Source organism: Streptomyces sp. 142MFCol3.1 (assembly GCF_000424945.1).
GTDB lineage: Bacteria > Actinomycetota > Actinomycetes > Streptomycetales > Streptomycetaceae > Streptomyces > Streptomyces siamensis.
Genome location: NZ_AUKV01000008.1, coordinates 230,637 through 245,543 on the forward strand (window position 1 = coordinate 230,637; position 14,907 = coordinate 245,543).

Sequence of the window (14,907 nt, forward strand, 5' to 3'; positions counted from 1 at the left end):
CGAGAGCATGTCCAAGATCAAGGCACCCAAGGGCGCTCCTTTCGCCCGCATCCTCGGCGTCGGCGGCTACCGCCCCGTCCGGGTCGTGCCCAACGAGGTGATCCTGGAGACGATCGACTCGTCCGACGAGTGGATCCGCTCGCGCTCCGGCATCCAGACCCGGCACTGGGCCTCCGACGAGGAGACCGTCGCCGCGATGTCGATCGAGGCGTCCGGCAAGGCCATCGCCGACGCCGGGATCGACGCCGACCAGATCGGCGCCGTTGTGGTCTCCACCGTGTCCCACTTCAGCCAGACCCCGGCCATCGCCACCGAGATCGCCGACAAGCTCGGCACGAACAAGGCCGCCGCGTTCGACATCTCGGCCGGCTGCGCGGGCTTCGGCTACGGTCTGACCCTCGCCAAGGGCATGATCGTCGAGGGTTCGGCGGAGTACGTCCTCGTCATCGGCGTGGAGCGGCTGTCCGACCTCACCGACCTGGAGGACCGTGCCACGGCCTTCCTGTTCGGCGACGGCGCGGGCGCGGTCGTCGTGGGTCCCTCGCAGGAGCCGCACATCGGCCCGACCGTGTGGGGCTCGGAGGGCGACAAGGCCGGGACCATCAAGCAGACCGTGCCGTGGGACCGCTTCAGGATCGGCGACGTCTCGCAGCTTCCGCTCGACTCCAAGGGCGAGATCAAGTTCCCTGCGATCACGCAGGAGGGCCAAGCGGTGTTCCGCTGGGCCGTTTTCGAGATGGCGAAGGTCGCCAAGGAGGCGCTCGACGCCGCCGGACTTTCGCCGGACGACCTGGACGTCTTCATTCCCCACCAGGCCAACGAGCGGATCATCGACTCGATGGTGAAGACGCTCAAACTGCCGGAGCACGTCACGGTCGCCCGCGACGTACGCACCACCGGCAACACCTCGGCCGCCTCGATCCCGCTCGCGATGGAGCGGCTCCTGGCGACCGGTGAGGCGAAGAGCGGCGACACCGCGCTCGTCATCGGATTCGGGGCGGGTCTCGTGTACGCCGCCACGGTCGTTACCCTCCCCTAGGCACACCGTCCGGATCATCTCCGGCCGGAGTACCGCCACACCCTCTGGATACACACCGAAGGAGCGCCTGACATGGCCGCCACTCAGGAAGAGATCGTCGAAGGTCTCGCCGAGATCGTCAACGAGATCGCCGGCATCCCCACCGAGGACGTCCAGCTGGACAAGTCCTTCACCGACGACCTGGACGTCGACTCGCTGTCCATGGTCGAGGTCGTCGTCGCCGCCGAAGAGCGCTTCGACGTGAAGATCCCGGACGACGACGTCAAGAACCTCAAGACCGTCGGCGACGCGACCGACTACATCCTCAAGCACCAGGCCTGATCTACCGATCACCTGGGCTGGAGCCCCGGTTCGTCCGGGCTCCGAGCCCCGGTCCGCCTGGGCCGCATGCCCCGCCACCCGGCGGTGGCGCCGCTGAATCCTCGTATCCGTTGGAGAAAGAATTCCCGTGAGCCCGACCAATCACACCGTGGTCGTCACCGGTATCGGCGCAACCACACCGCTGGGTGGCGACGCAGCCTCTACCTGGGAGGGCCTGGTCGCCGGACGTTCCGGTGTCCGTCCCTTGGAGCAGGAGTGGGCCGCCGACCAGGCGGTCCGTATCGCGGCACAGATCGCCGTGGAGCCGGGCGAGGTCATCCCCCGCCCGCAGGCCCGCCGGCTGGACCGCTCGGCGCAGTTCGCGCTCATCGCGGCCAAGGAGGCCTGGGCCGACGCCGGTTTCACCGACAAGGCGGGCGAGGACGCGAGCGTCGACCCCGACCGGCTCGGTGCCGTCATCGCCTCCGGCATCGGCGGCGTGACGACCCTGCTCGACCAGTACGACGTGCTGAAGGAGAAGGGCGTACGCCGCGTCTCCCCGCACACCGTGCCGATGCTGATGCCGAACGGCCCGTCCGCCAATGTGGGCCTCGCCGTGGGCGCCCGCGCCGGTGTCCACACCCCGGTGTCCGCCTGCGCCTCCGGCGCCGAGGCCATCGGCTACGCCATCGAGATGATCCGCACGGGCCGCGCCGACGTCGTCGTCGCCGGTGGCACCGAGGCGGCCATCCACCCGCTTCCCATCGCCGCGTTCGGCAACATGATGGCGATGTCCAAGAACAACGACGACCCGCAGGGCGCCTCGCGCCCCTACGACGTCGACCGTGACGGCTTCGTCCTCGGCGAGGGCGCCGGCGTCCTCGTCCTGGAGTCCGCCGAGCACGCCGCCAAGCGTGGCGCCCGCGTCTACGCGGAGGCCGTCGGCCAGGGCATCTCGGCCGACGCCCACGACATCGTGCAGCCGGAGCCCGAGGGCCGCGGCATCTCGCACGCCCTGCAGAACCTGCTCGACAACACCGATCTGGACCCCGCCGAGATCGTGCACGTGAACGCGCACGCCACCTCGACGCCGGCCGGTGACGTGGCCGAACTGAAGGCGCTGCGCAAGGTGTTCGGCGACGACGCCGACCACATCGCGGTGTCCGCCACCAAGTCGATGACCGGCCACCTGCTCGGCGGCGCCGGCGGTGTCGAGTCGGTCGCGTCGGTGCTCGCGCTGTACCACCGGGTCGCCCCGCCGACCATCAACCTCGAGAACCTCGACCCCGAGGCCGAGGCCAACGCCGACATCGTCCGCGGTGAGGCGCGCAAGCTGCCCGTCGACGGGCGGATCGCCGCGCTGAACGACTCGTTCGGGTTCGGCGGACACAACGTGGTGCTGGCGTTCCGTACCGTCTGACGCCGGGTCTTCCTCTGCTGAACGGCGTGTGGCCCGTACTCCTTGCCGGGAGTACGGGCCACACGCCGTTCGTCGTCCGGTCCTCCGCCGAGTGCGGCTCGCAGGCTCGCAGGGGGCCTGTCGCGCGGTTCGCCGCGCCCCTCGGGCGCGCCGCGCCGCAGGACGTCCGCCGGTCAGACCACTTGGTGGAGCCAGCGGACCGGGGCGCCCTCGCCCGCGTAGCGGAAGGGTTCCAGCTCGTCGTCCCACGGCTTACCGAGGAGTTTGGCGATCTCGGCCTCCAGCTCGGTCTCGCCGCGCTGGGAGCGGAGCAGAGCGGCGCGCAGCCGGTCCTCGGGGATCAGGATGTCGCCGTGGATCCCGGTGACCGCGTGGAAGATGCCCAGGTCGGGGGTGCAGCTGTAGCGCTCGCCCTCGGCGGTGGGGCAGGGCTCGGCGGTGACCTCGAAGCGCAGCATCTGCCAGCCGCGCAGCGCGGAGGCGAGTTTGGAGGCCGTGCCGACCTCGCCCTTCCAGGAGAACTCCGATCTCCAGGTGCCGGGCGCGGCGGGCTGCCGGATCCAGTCGAGGTTCACGCGCGTGCCGAGGACCCCGGCGACCGCCCACTCGACGTGCGGGCACAGCGCGCGGGGCGCGGAGTGCACGTAGAGAACTCCACGTGTCGTCACTGGGGCCTCCGGACAGAGCGAGACATCTTGTAACTTAGCGGAACGGCAGTGGCAGGGCGGCCACGGGGCGAGGCTACCGTGCGGCGGCGCAAGGAGTGTGACGTACCGTCGGTCCCGACGCCCGGAAACACCGAGGTTTCACCCATGGGGACGCGGTGCTGCCGACCGGGCACGACGCGGTGCCACCAATGGCCTACGGCGCGACACCGACCGGTGCGCCCGAGGGGTGTGACCGACCCCGCACAACGAACGAGGGGACCTGGGGATGCGGAACCGCAGTCACCGTTCACGGGCCGTCGCCGCCGTCGCGGCGGCGGCCCTCCTGGGCGTCGCCGGGTGCGACGCCTCCGGTGGCGACTCCCCGGCGCCGAGAGACACGTCCACGGCGCATCCGTCCCCGAAGCCGACGCCGACGTGGAACACCAGCCCGCGGTCGCTGGCCGCCGTCGGCGACTCCATCACGCGGGGCTTCGACGCCTGCGCCGTGCTGTCGGACTGCCCCGAGGTGTCCTGGGCGACGGGCAGCGACGCGCAGGTCAAGTCCCTCGCCGTGCGGCTGCTCGGGAAGGCCGGGGCCGCCGAGCGCAGCTGGAACTACGCGGTGACCGGCGCCCGGATGGCGGACCTGCCCGGCCAGATGGCGCAGGCCGCGACCCGGCGGCCGGAGCTGGTGACGGTGATGGCGGGCGCCAACGACGCCTGCCGTGCTTCGGCCTCCGCGATGACGTCCGTGGCGGACTTCCGCGCCGGCTTCCAGGACGCGATGGACACGCTGCGTGCTGCCCTGCCCAAGACCCAGGTGTACGTGTCGAGCGTGCCGGATCTGAAGCGGCTGTGGTCCCAGGGCCGCACGAGCGCGCTCGGCAAGCAGATCTGGAAACTGGGGATCTGCCCGTCGATGCTGGGGGACGCCGACGCCCTGGACTCGGCGGCGACGCTGCGGCGCGCCAAGGTGCAGAGCCGCGTCGAGGCGTACAACGAGGTGCTGCGCGAGGTGTGTGCCAAGGACCGGCGATGCCGCTTCGACGGCGGGGCTGTCTTCGAGTACCGCTTCGACACGGAGCAGCTGAGCCACTGGGACTGGTTCCACCCGAGCAAGGACGGGCAGGCGCGGCTGGCCGAGATCGCGTACCGCAACATCACCGCACGCAATCCGGTGACCTAGGGTTCGCTCATGAGCGAACTTTTCAGCACACTTTCCGACGGCACCGCGGTCCATCGCTGGACTCTGGAGCGGTCGGGTGTGCGGGTACGGGTCCTGACGTACGGCGGGATCGTGCAGTCGGCCGAGGTCCCCGACCGGGACGGGCGGACCGCGAACGTGGTGCTGGGCTTCCCCGACCTCGCGGGCTATCTCTCGCACCCGCAGCCGTACTTCGGCGCGCTGATCGGCCGGTACGCCAACCGGATCGCGGGCGCCCGCTTCCCGCTCGACGGCTCCACCTACCACCTGACCCCGAACGACGGCCCGAACTCGCTGCACGGCGGCGAGTTCGGCTTCGACAAGCGGGTGTGGGACGCCGAGCCGGTCGACGGGGGCGTGCGGCTGTCGCGGGTCAGCCCGCACGGCGAGGAGGGCTTCCCGGGCCGGCTGGCGGTCTCGGCGACGTACACGCTCGACGCGGACGGTTCGCTGCGGATCGCGTACGAGGCGCGCACCGACGCGCCGACCGTGGTGAACCTGACCAGCCACACCTACTGGAACCTGAGTGGCGCGGGCAGCGCCGGAGGGCACGAACTGCGCCTCGCCGCCGCGCGGGTGACGCCGGTGGACGCGGACCTCATCCCGACCGGGGAGCTCGCCCCCGTCGAGGGCACGCGCTTCGACTTCCGGCAGTCCCGGAAGGTCGGCGCCGGGTACGACCACAACTTCGTGCTCGACAAGGGGGTGACGGACGCCCCCGTCGAGGTGGCCGAGCTGCACGACCCGGACTCCGGGCGCCTGCTGACCGTGTCGACCACCGAGCCGGGGCTCCAGCTCTACACGGCGGACCACCTCGACGACTCGCTCCCCTACGCGCCCGGTGACGGGATCGCGCTGGAGACGCAGCACTTCCCCGACTCGCCGAACCGGCCGGACTTCCCGAGCACCGAGCTGCGGCCGGGCGGGGCGTACCGGTCGGAGACCGTGTTCGGCTTCTCCGTGCGCGAACGGTGACCGTCCCCGGCACCGTCCCGCCCCGCGGTCCGCGCCGGTGAGAGCGGGCGCAGAACGAGGCGAGCCCCGGTCCGGAGGTCAGGTTCCGGGCCGGGGCTGGTCTTGGGGGGGCGGCTCGCGCCCGTCACGCCTCGATGATCGTGCTCAGACGACGGTCCGTGAGGGAACGGCCTGCCTGAACCTCGTACGAACCCTTCACAAACGCCCACGATGCGCTGTTCTCGTCCCAGATCTCGAAGGCGCGCCGCGGGAGTTCCACAACGGCCTCCACACTCTCGCCCGGTCCGGCCGCCACACCCGTGAAGGCGGCGAGCCGGCGGGCGGGCCGCCCGGGGTCGGCCTCCACCGGGGCGAGGTAGATCTGGACGACCTCGCGTCCGGCGCGCTCGCCGCTGTTGCGGACGCGGACCGTCGCGGTCGTCCCCTCGACCTCGATCGACTCGTACGTCCAGTCGGTGTAGCCGAGGCCGTGCCCGAAGGCGTACGAGGGAGCCCTGCCCTCCCTGTCCCAGGCCCGGTAGCCGATGAACAGGTCCTCGGTGTACGGGAGTGCGCCGCCGTCCGGGACGACCTGGGTGACCGGGGCCTGTGCGAGGGAGCCCCAGGTGGTGGGCAGGCGGCCACCGGGCTCGTGCGCCCCGGTGAGGACGTCGGCGAGCGCAGATCCGCCCTCCTGGCCGGGGAACCAGCTCAGCAGCACGGCGGCGACCTCGTCCCGCCACGGCAGCTCGACCGGGGAACCGGAGTTGACCACGACCACGGTGTTCGGGTTGGCGGCGGCGACGGCGTGCACCAGCTCGTCCTGACGGCCCGGCAGACGCAGGTCCTGACGGTCGAAGCCCTCGGACTCGACACGCTCGGTGGTGGCGACCACCACGACGGCCGTGTCCGCGGCGCGGGCCGCCGCGACGGCCTCGGCGATCAGTTCGTCGGGGTCGCGCTGCGGTTCCTGATGGGTCAGCGTGAAGGTGATCGCCTTCATCGGCACGCCCTCGGGGAGGGCCACGACCTGGGTGAGGGAGACCTCCACCGGCTCCCCGGCGGCGAGTTCGGCCCGGGCCCGGGGCACCGGGGCGCCGAAGAACGACAGGAACGGGTCGTCCTTGTCGGCGCGCTGGACGTCGTCGAAGTACGTGACGCCGTCGACAGTGAGGGTGAAGGCTCCCAGGCCCCTGATGCCGAAGGTGTGCGGGCCGCCGACGCGCGGGGTGAACCGGCCGGCCAGCTCGATGGTGTGCAGGGCGTCGTGGGTGACCCCGTCGGGCAGGTCGTTGCCCATCCACTGGATGTGGCCGTTGGGCGCGGAGCCGGTGCCGATGACCTCTCCGTGTGCGTCGCGGCAGATCGCGCGCAGTTCGAATCCCTGGTCGGCGACGGCGAGTTCCTCGTTCGGATCGGCGCCGAGGGCGTAGCTGAGGGCGCCTTCGGGCAGGGCGGCGGCCAGCCCGTCCAGCGGGGAGACCACGCGGGCGGGGAAGACGGTGGCGGAGCCGCCGCCGAGGACGCGGGCGTCGCGGGCGGCGACGCCGATCAGTGCCACCGTGCCCGGCCTCAGGGGCAGCGCCCGGCTTCCGTCGCGGGCCTCGTTGCGTACCAGGACGAAGGCGCGGCGGGCGATCTCGCGGGCCAGGGCCTCCCCGTCCACGGGGGCCGGCGGCTCGGTGACGACAGGCTCCGCGCCGTCGAGGATGCCGACGCGGGCGGCGAGGCGCAGGACGTTGCGGACGGCCTCGTCGACGGTGGACTCCTGGACCCGTCCGTCGCGGACGGCCCGGGCGAGCACCGCGCCGTAGACGGTTCGCGGGCCGGGCATGGCGACGTCCAGTCCGCCCTCGACGGCGGCCGTGGTGGAGCGGGCCGCGGTCCAGTCGGAGACGTTGAAGCCGTCGAAGCCCCACTCGCCGCGCAGGATCCCGTTCACGAGGTGGTGGTGCTCGGTCATAGTGGTGCCGTTGACCGAGTTGTACGCGGTCATGATGCCCCAGGGGCGGGCGTTCTCCACGATGGCCTCGAAGGGGGCCAGATAGAGCTCGCGCAGCGCGCGTTCGGAGACCAGGTTGTCCACCGTGAAGCGGTCGGTCTCGGCGTCGTTGGCGACGAAGTGTTTGACGGTGGTGCCGACACCGCCCGACTGCACGCCCCGCACGTAGCCCGAGCCGATGACGCCGGTCAGGTACGGGTCCTCGCTGTACGCCTCGAAGTGCCGCCCGCCTAGCGGGGAACGATGCAGGTTGACGGTGGGCGCGAGGAGGACGTGGACGCCCTTGCGGCGGGCCTCCTGGGCGAGCAGGACGCCGGCACGCTCGGCGAGGGCCGGGTCCCAGGTGGCGGCGAGCGCGGTGGGGGACGGAAGGGCGATCGACGGGTCGTCCGAGGTCCAGCGCACCCCGCGGACCCCGATCGGGCCGTCGGACATCACGAGGGACCGCAGTCCGATCTCGGGGAGCGCGGGCAGCGTCCACATGTCCTGCCCGGACAGCAGCCGGGCCTTCGCGTCCAGATCGAGCCTGCCGAGAGCCGCCTCGACGACGGCCTCACGGGCGTCGTCGTGCCTGTCGTGCCTGTCCTGTCCGGCCTGCCTGTCCCTCACGGTATCCGCCACCGCGGCACCTCCTCGTCGAAGTCCTGGACGCCCTCATCCTGCACCCACCGCCTGTAGAGCGGTAGGTTTCGTGACCTCGCCGTTACTTCTAGGGTGATCGGATGCCGTACGGTGACGCCATGGCGGCCAGGACCAGGAGCGAGGAGCGGCGTGCGGAGATCGTGCGCGCGGCCCTCGACGTGATCGCCGAGCGCGGCTACCGGGGCGCGAGCCTCGCCGCGGTCGCAGAGCGGGTGGGCCTCACCCAGCAGGGGCTGCTGCACCACTTCCCGACGAAGGAGGCGCTGCTCGTCGCGGTGCTCAAGGAGCGGGACCAGTGGGACGCCGTGCCCGACTCCCGGTGGCGGGCCGACCTGCTCGCCTCGCTCGTCGAGTACAACGCGATGCGACCCGGGATCATCCAGACCTTCTCGGCGCTGCTCGGCGAGAGCGTCACCGAGGGGCACCCGGCACGCGAGTTCTTCACCGAGCGGTACGGCGCGGTGCGCGCGAGCATGGCGTCGGTGCTGCGCGCCGAATACGGGGAGCGGCTCCCCGGCGGACTCACGCCGGAGCGCGCCGCCCCCCTGCTCGTCGCGGTGATGGACGGGCTCCAGTACCAGTGGCTGCTGGACCCGGAGTCGGTGGACATGCCGGCCGCCTTCCGGGACTTCCTCGCGCTGCTGGGCGAGGACCCGGGACCGGACAGGGCCTGAGCGCCGACCGCTCCCTGCCCGCCGGCACCGCCTTCGCCCGTGGCCGTCCCCTCCCCGGCCGCGGCTCTCCCGGCACGCCCTCACGGGATCGCCGCGACCACCTCGACCTCGACGAGGGCGTCCGGCTTGAAGAGGCGGGAGGCCTCGAAGGTCATGCTGGTGGGGGCGGTCCCGGTGAGGAACTCGCGCCGCACGGCGCCGTATTCGCCGATGCCGTCGATGTCGGTCAGATACGTCCGGATGTTGATGACATCGGCGAGGGTCGCGCAGTGAGCAGGGCGTCGAGCGCCTCGAAGACCCCGCGGCTCTGGGTGGCCAGGTCCGGGCCTTCCGCCACCTGCCCGGACACGTACAACAGAACGCCTCCGCCGTCAGTGGGACGGAGCGAAGGCGAGACTGATGCCGAGCCCGGCCAGGACGGATCCGATGACCTTGTTCAGGACCTTCTGGCCGCGCAGCATCAGCGTGCGCATCCGGTCGTGCGAGAAGAACACGGCGACCACGCCGAACCACAGCAGGTGCGCGAGGGACATGAACAGCCCGTAGCCCGCCTGCTGGTAGAGCGGCGTGCCGGGACTGACGACCTGGGCGAACGTCGACACCACGAAGAGCGTCGTCTTCGGGTTGAGGACGTTGGTGAGGAACCCGGTGCGCAGCGCGGCCGGCGGGGTCAGCTCCGTCTTGTTCTCCAGGTCCACCTCGACGTCGCCGCGCGCGCGGAACGTGCGTACGCCGATGTACACGAGGTACGCCGCGCCGATCAGCTTGATCACCGTGAACAGGGCGGTCGAGGACGCGATCAGCAGGCCCACACCCAGCATCGTGTACGTCACGTGCACCAGGACGCCGGCGGCGACGCCCGTGGCGGCCAGCAGGCCCGTCCTGCGGCCGTGGAGGTAGCTGTTGCGGACCACCATGGCGAAGTCGGCGCCCGGGGCGACGACGGCCAGGACGGTGATGACGGCGACGGCGAGTATCTCGGTCACGGGGTGACTTCCTCCTCGGGAGCGTCCGCTCGGGTCTCGGCGCTCTCCTCGTCGAGGAGTTCACGCGCCATCAGGGTGGCGCCGGCGACGGCTCCCGGCATCAGGAACACGGCCACGAACGGCACCAGGAACGCGAGGCCCAGCGGGGTGCCGAAGCCCCAGACCAGCATCTTGCGGGAGCGGAGCAGGGTGAGGCGTTCGCGCAGATCGACGCGGCGGCGTTGCAGGGCGACCGCGACGAGCTCCTCGGTGAGGAAGAAGCCGGTGACGAAGAAGCCGATCACCGGGACGACGGTCTGGCCGACGAAGGGCACGAAGCCCAGGGCGAAGAGCAGTACGCCCCAGACGGCGGCCCGTACGAGGATGCGGAGGCTGTCGCGCCCGGAGATCCACAGTTCCCGCCCGAGCGACAGCCCCGACTCGGGCGCCGTGCCGTCGGGAGAGACGTCCCGGTCGACCTTCTCGGAGAGGTTCTCGTAGAACGGCTGCCCCACGAGGAGGGTGACCGCCGTGAAGGTGAGGACGGCGAGGAGCAGGGCCAGAGCGACGAGCACGGCGGTGAGGAAGCCTCGGAACAGTCCCTGCCAGGGGCTGGTCCAGTCGTCCGCGAAGGGGGTCGCCCAGCCGACGAAGTCCTCGCCGTACAGGGCGAGAGAGACGAGGGCCGCCGCGTACAGGACCAGGGTGATGAGGCCCGGGAGCAGGCCGAAGCCGAACTGCTTCCCGTGCCCGGCCACCCATCGCTGGCCCCGCACCAAGTAACCGAAGCCCACCCCAAGATCACGCATGAAGGAACTCTAGCGGGGCGGGCCTGCGGGCCGGGGCGGGCCCGGTGGCCCCGGCGCCCGGTCCGGGGACCCCAGGAGGTACGACACGTGCGCCTGCCGAAGTCCGTCGCCGGATCCGTCCCGACGGCCGCCGTGACGGCGGCGGGTTCGCTGCCGCTCGCCGCGCACAGCGCCACCGCGGACCGCGGACGGCTTCCTGAGGCGGGTGGCGAAAAGGCGGAGGCCGCACCCCACGTCCCGGGGTGCGGCCTCCGTCGTGTGCAACGAGCGCCGTCAGGCGAGCGTCACGGTGATGTCGCCTCGGGTCGCCTTGGAGTACGGGCACACCCGGTGCGCCTTCTCGACGAGCGCACGGGCGGTGGCGGCGTCGGCGTTCGGGATGTCCGCGGAGATCTCGACGATGATCCCGAACCCGTCGTCGTTCCTGCCGATGCCGACCTTGGCCGTGACCGTCGATCCGGAGACGTCGGCGTTCTCCCGGCGGGCGACGACGCCGAGGGCGCCCTGGAAGCAGGCGCTGTACCCGGCGGCGAAGAGCTGCTCCGGGTTGGTTCCGGCGCCGCTGCCGCCCATCTCCTCGGGCGGGTTGACGACGACGTCGAGCTTTCCGTCGTCGGTGGCGACCCGGCCGTCACGGCCGTTCTCGGCGGTGGCGACGGCGGTGTACAGGACGTCGGTCTGCTGGATGGACATACGGTGCGTTCCTCCTAGGCCCGCCACGACTCGCGCCCACGATCGCGACGACTTCGGAAAGAAGTTACCGCATGCCGGAAATCCAGGAAACAGGTCCCGGCCGGAGACCGCCACCGGCGGCCCCGGCGCCCGCGGGCCCGCGGGGCCGGGTGGTCACCACCGGCCCCCGCAGGCCGGGAGCCCGGCCGCCGCCGCGGCCGTCGTGGACTCAGAGCTTGACGATCATCTTTCCGATGTTGTCGCCGCGCAGGACGCCGAAGAACGCCTCCAGGTTGTTCTCGATGCCCTCGACGACCGTCTCGCGGTACTTGAGCTGCCCGGACGCCACCCAGGGGCCGACCTCCTGGACGAACTGCTGCTGGAGGTCGTAGTGGTCGCTGACGAGGAAGCCCTCGATGCGGCCGCGGGTCTGGATGAGCCGGGCGAGGTTCTTGGGGCCGGGAGCCGGCTCGGTGTTGTTGTAGATGGAGATCATGCCGCAGACGGCGATCCGGCCGTTCACGTTGAGGGAGCCGATGGCCGCCTCCAGGTGGTCACCGCCCACGTTGTCGAAGTAGACGTCGACGCCGTCGGGGGCGGCGGCCCGCAACTGCTCGGCGACCGGCCCGTTCTTGTAGTTGAAGGCGGCGTCGAAGCCGTACTCCTCGACGAGCAGCTTGACCTTCTCGTCGGACCCGGCGGAACCGACGACGCGCGAGGCGCCCTTGAGCCTGGCGATCTGGCCGACCTGGCTGCCGACGGCACCTGCGGCGCCGGAGACGAAGACGGAGTCGCCCTCCTTGAAGGACGCGGTGCGCAGCAGGCCGGCGTAGGCGGTGAGACCGGTCATGCCGAGCACGCCGAGGTACGTGGACAGCGGGGCGGCCGCCGGGTCGACCTTGACGGCCTGCTTGGCGGAGACGGTGGCGTACTCGCGCCAGCCGCCGAAGTGCAGCACGTGGTCGCCGGGCGAGATGCCCTCGGCGCCGGAGGCGATGACCTCGCCCACGGCGCCGCCCTGCATGGTCTTGCCCAGCTCGAACGGGGCGGTGTACGACTTGGCGGCGCTCATGCGGCCGCGCATGTACGGGTCGACGGACAGGAACGCGTTGCGCACGAGGACCTCGCCCTCCCCCGGCTGCCGGACCTCGGCCTCGACGAGGGCGAAGTCGTCGGCCTGGGGCCAGCCGACCGGCCGGCTGACCAGATGCCATTCACGGCTGACGGCGGGAAGCTGAGGGGTGTCGGTCATGAGGGTGCGCCTTTCCTGCGTTCTCACGGGCTCGCGTGCGCACCTGTCCGCACGCGTCCCCCGGTCAAATACTTCAGTACCTGAAACAACCATGCGCCTGAATATTTCAGGATGTCAAGTAACGCGGTAGCCTGGAGTCCATGTCCACTCAGAAGACCTCCCGGATCGACCCCCTCACCCTGGAGGTCGTCGACCTCATCGGCTCGGTGGTGGCCCGCTATCACGAGGAGTACGAGGAGGCCGCCGCGGAGCACGCGCTGACCGGCGCGCAGGCGCGGCTGCTGGGGCTGCTGTCGATGGAGCCGGTGCCGATGCGGCGGCTGGCACAGCAGCTGAAGTGCGAGCCGTCGAACGTCACGGGGATCGTGGACCGGCTGGAGGCGCGGGGCCTGGTGGAGCGGCGGCCCGATCCGGCCGACCGGCGCGTGAAGCTGGCGGCGGCCACCGCCGAGGGGCGCAAGGTGGCCCGCGGCCTGCGGGAGTCGCTGAATTTCGCGCGTGAGCCCCTGGCGGGCCTCTCGGACGAGGAGCGTCTCGCGCTGCGGGATCTGCTGCGCCGCATGCTCGACGCCTGACCGGCGCCCGCTGCGGACGGCACCGTCCGCCGGTCCCCGAAGGACCGCTGTCCGGATCGTGCCGAGTCCGCGACGCCCGGCGTCGCGCCCGCCGGCGGCCTTGTCAGCCGTCCGCGCTCCACGCGGCGGCGGGCCGCACGCCTCGGCCGCTGGGCCGTCCCGGCAGGCCGGGACGGCCGCAGGGCGTGTGGCGCCCGCCCGGTCCCAGAGCGCTGCCACGCTCGTCGTCCATGGATGTGAGCACCTTCTACGCCCTCTTCTCCGCCACCTGTTTCACCCTGGTCGGCCTGTGGTGGAACGTCGTCCAGAGCCACGACGACTGGATGCGCGACGCCGGGCTGCGCCGTGTCGTCGGCGGGGTCTACCTGTCCTTCCTGCTGCCCGCCCTGATGGGCCTGTTCGCCCAGGTGGGCGGCACCGAGCAGCCGATGATCTGGCGGACGGCCTTCATCGTTCTCGCCGCGGTCGGCTGCGTGTGCACCCTGCGGCTGCTGGCCCGCGCCCGCGGCGACCGCTTCGTCGTCCGGCAGCAGGCCGGCGCCGCGCTGCTCTACGCCCTGATCGCCGTCGTCGGCGCCTTCCCCGAACTCGCCCGCCACGCCGGGCTGAGCGGCATCCAGGCGGAGGCCGTGATGCTGATCGTCCTGGTCGCCCTGGGCCATGCCCTGGTCTGGCGGTTCATGGCGGGAGAGGGCCGCGCCGCGGAGGACTAGGGGGTGTCGTCCGGGTCAGGCCGGGTCCGCGGCGCCCGGCGCGGCACCTCGCGGCGTTGTCGCCTCACCCGAGTACGCCCAGTACGCGGGTGAGGCTCCGTCTCGCGATGCACCGCACCGGACGCCGCGGCCTGATCCGGCCTGACCCGAACGACACCCCCAGGGCATCACGTGCACCACCACAGGAACCGGTTGCACGTCTCGGACGGCGTCGGCGCCGGCGGCGGAGCGGACGTGGTCGGTGCGGTGGTGGGGGGCGCGGTCGTCGCGGGCGGCGCCTGGGACGCGGGCGCGGAGACGGAACCTCCGGGCGACGTGCCCGAGCCGGCCGACTGCTCCTCCTGGTCCTTGCCCTTGTCCTCGGCGGAGGCCGACGCGGAGGCGGACGCGGAGGGCGAGGCGGACGCGTCGACGGGGTCGCTCGCGGAGGCGCCGCCGGAGGCGCCGGTGTCACCCGGCCGACGCGTCGTCCCGCCGGGCTCCGGGGAGGCCGAACCGTCGGCGGAGTCCTCCCCGGCCGCCGCCGGCTTCTGGCTCAACCCGGGTGCGTCGATGCCGAGTTCGGCCAGGCTGAGCGCACCGGCCGCCAGGACGAAACCGGCGGCTATCAGCAGTGTCCTGCGCCGCCGCCGACGGTGCGCCGCGGCCTTGCGGTCACGCCGGCTGGCCCCGCCCGGACCGTCCGGAGCGTCCGGGACATCCGGGTCCTGCGCCGCCCCGCCCCGGCCGCGACCTCGCCGCCGGGCGGCCCGCCCGAGGTGCTCCTCCGGTTCGTCGTCGTCGCCGTAGGAGGTGTCGGTGTCGGCCGCGTCCACACCCGGTTCCGGATGCGGCTCGGGGCCCTCCGTGTGCGCGCGGAGTTCTTCGGCGGGGGTGCCGCACCCCGGGCAGGCAAGGGCGCCGTTGAGGTGCCGTCGGCACGGGTGGCAATAGTCCATGACGCGGGAAGACTAAGTTCCGCACACGTCACGTTCATAGGCACAGCTGTGAAAATTGTGTGGGGAAGCGGCCGTTCCGGCGCGCCGACTCTAGACACCCC

16 protein-coding genes are annotated in these 14,907 nt (G+C 71.9%); 8 read left to right on the plus strand and 8 right to left on the minus strand.

What is annotated here, in order from left to right; translation table 11 throughout:
- Positions 1-7 precede the first annotated feature (7 nt).
- From H305_RS0113940 to fabF, 3 genes are all read left to right on the plus strand, one after another.
- Positions 8-1,039 (plus strand): ketoacyl-ACP synthase III, encoded by a 1,032-nt coding sequence (locus H305_RS0113940; RefSeq protein ID WP_028800940.1) that lies wholly within the window; start codon positions 8-10, stop codon positions 1,037-1,039.
- A gap of 72 nt (positions 1,040-1,111) precedes the next feature.
- Positions 1,112-1,360 carry an acyl carrier protein gene (locus H305_RS0113945; RefSeq protein WP_028800941.1) on the plus strand — a complete coding sequence of 83 codons (249 nt, stop codon included), beginning with the start codon at positions 1,112-1,114 and terminating at the stop codon, positions 1,358-1,360.
- 127 nt (positions 1,361-1,487) lie between these two features.
- Positions 1,488-2,759 carry a beta-ketoacyl-ACP synthase II gene (gene fabF / locus H305_RS0113950; protein WP_028800942.1) on the plus strand — a complete coding sequence of 424 codons (1,272 nt, stop codon included), beginning with the start codon at positions 1,488-1,490 and terminating at the stop codon, positions 2,757-2,759.
- Positions 2,760-2,932: 173 nt separating this feature from the next.
- On the opposite strand, the gene H305_RS0113955 is transcribed toward fabF, so the two are convergent.
- On the minus strand, positions 2,933-3,427 hold the full coding sequence (locus H305_RS0113955; RefSeq protein ID WP_028800943.1) for a DUF3145 domain-containing protein: 495 nt from the start codon (positions 3,425-3,427) through the stop codon (positions 2,933-2,935).
- Between the two features lie 265 nt (positions 3,428-3,692).
- On the opposite strand from H305_RS0113955, the gene H305_RS0113960 reads away from it, so the two are divergent.
- Together H305_RS0113960 and H305_RS0113965 are read left to right on the plus strand one after the other, a co-directional pair.
- Positions 3,693-4,592: an SGNH/GDSL hydrolase family protein gene (locus tag H305_RS0113960; RefSeq protein WP_028800944.1), complete on the plus strand. Its 900-nt coding sequence runs from the start codon at positions 3,693-3,695 to the stop codon at positions 4,590-4,592.
- Between the two features lie 9 nt (positions 4,593-4,601).
- Positions 4,602-5,585 carry an aldose epimerase family protein gene (locus H305_RS0113965; protein WP_028800945.1) on the plus strand — a complete coding sequence of 328 codons (984 nt, stop codon included), beginning with the start codon at positions 4,602-4,604 and terminating at the stop codon, positions 5,583-5,585.
- 124 nt (positions 5,586-5,709) lie between these two features.
- Here the strand turns inward: H305_RS0113965 and H305_RS45750 are convergent, their stop codons facing one another.
- Complete coding sequence (locus tag H305_RS45750; protein ID WP_420708062.1) at positions 5,710-8,187, minus strand: beta-glucosidase; 2,478 nt, start codon at positions 8,185-8,187, stop codon at positions 5,710-5,712.
- Positions 8,188-8,288: 101 nt separating this feature from the next.
- Here H305_RS45750 and H305_RS0113975 point away from each other — a divergent pair, with 101 nt between their 5' ends.
- Complete coding sequence (locus H305_RS0113975; RefSeq protein WP_028800946.1) at positions 8,289-8,882, plus strand: TetR/AcrR family transcriptional regulator; 594 nt, start codon at positions 8,289-8,291, stop codon at positions 8,880-8,882.
- 80 nt (positions 8,883-8,962) lie between these two features.
- Here H305_RS0113975 and H305_RS56025 read toward each other — a convergent pair whose 3' ends face one another.
- The 5 genes from H305_RS56025 to H305_RS0114000 form a co-directional block, all read right to left on the minus strand.
- Positions 8,963-9,130 carry a hypothetical protein gene (locus H305_RS56025; protein ID WP_324608096.1) on the minus strand — a complete coding sequence of 56 codons (168 nt, stop codon included), beginning with the start codon at positions 9,128-9,130 and terminating at the stop codon, positions 8,963-8,965.
- A gap of 123 nt (positions 9,131-9,253) precedes the next feature.
- Complete coding sequence (locus tag H305_RS0113985; RefSeq protein WP_028800947.1) at positions 9,254-9,868, minus strand: LysE family translocator; 615 nt, start codon at positions 9,866-9,868, stop codon at positions 9,254-9,256.
- Positions 9,865-10,656, minus strand: coding sequence for an EI24 domain-containing protein (locus H305_RS0113990; RefSeq protein ID WP_028800948.1), 792 nt, complete (start codon positions 10,654-10,656; stop codon positions 9,865-9,867). Before H305_RS0113990 ends, H305_RS0113985 begins: the two co-directional genes overlap by 4 nt.
- 273 nt (positions 10,657-10,929) lie before the next feature.
- The gene (locus tag H305_RS0113995) at positions 10,930-11,349 is read right to left on the minus strand and encodes an organic hydroperoxide resistance protein (RefSeq protein ID WP_028800949.1); all 420 of its coding nucleotides are present in this window, start codon (positions 11,347-11,349) and stop codon (positions 10,930-10,932) included.
- Between the two features lie 208 nt (positions 11,350-11,557).
- Positions 11,558-12,580 carry an NADP-dependent oxidoreductase gene (locus tag H305_RS0114000; RefSeq protein ID WP_028800950.1) on the minus strand — a complete coding sequence of 341 codons (1,023 nt, stop codon included), beginning with the start codon at positions 12,578-12,580 and terminating at the stop codon, positions 11,558-11,560.
- Positions 12,581-12,720: 140 nt separating this feature from the next.
- On the opposite strand from H305_RS0114000, the gene H305_RS0114005 reads away from it, so the two are divergent.
- The gene (locus tag H305_RS0114005; RefSeq protein WP_028800951.1) at positions 12,721-13,155 is read left to right on the plus strand and encodes a MarR family winged helix-turn-helix transcriptional regulator; all 435 of its coding nucleotides are present in this window, start codon (positions 12,721-12,723) and stop codon (positions 13,153-13,155) included.
- 230 nt (positions 13,156-13,385) lie between these two features.
- Positions 13,386-13,868: a hypothetical protein gene (locus H305_RS0114010; RefSeq protein ID WP_028800952.1), complete on the plus strand. Its 483-nt coding sequence runs from the start codon at positions 13,386-13,388 to the stop codon at positions 13,866-13,868.
- A 167-nt stretch (positions 13,869-14,035) separates the two neighbouring features.
- On the opposite strand, the gene H305_RS53385 is transcribed toward H305_RS0114010, so the two are convergent.
- Positions 14,036-14,806, minus strand: a complete 771-nt coding sequence (locus tag H305_RS53385) for an SCO2400 family protein (protein WP_028800953.1) — start codon at positions 14,804-14,806, stop codon at positions 14,036-14,038.
- Positions 14,807-14,907 lie beyond the last annotated feature (101 nt).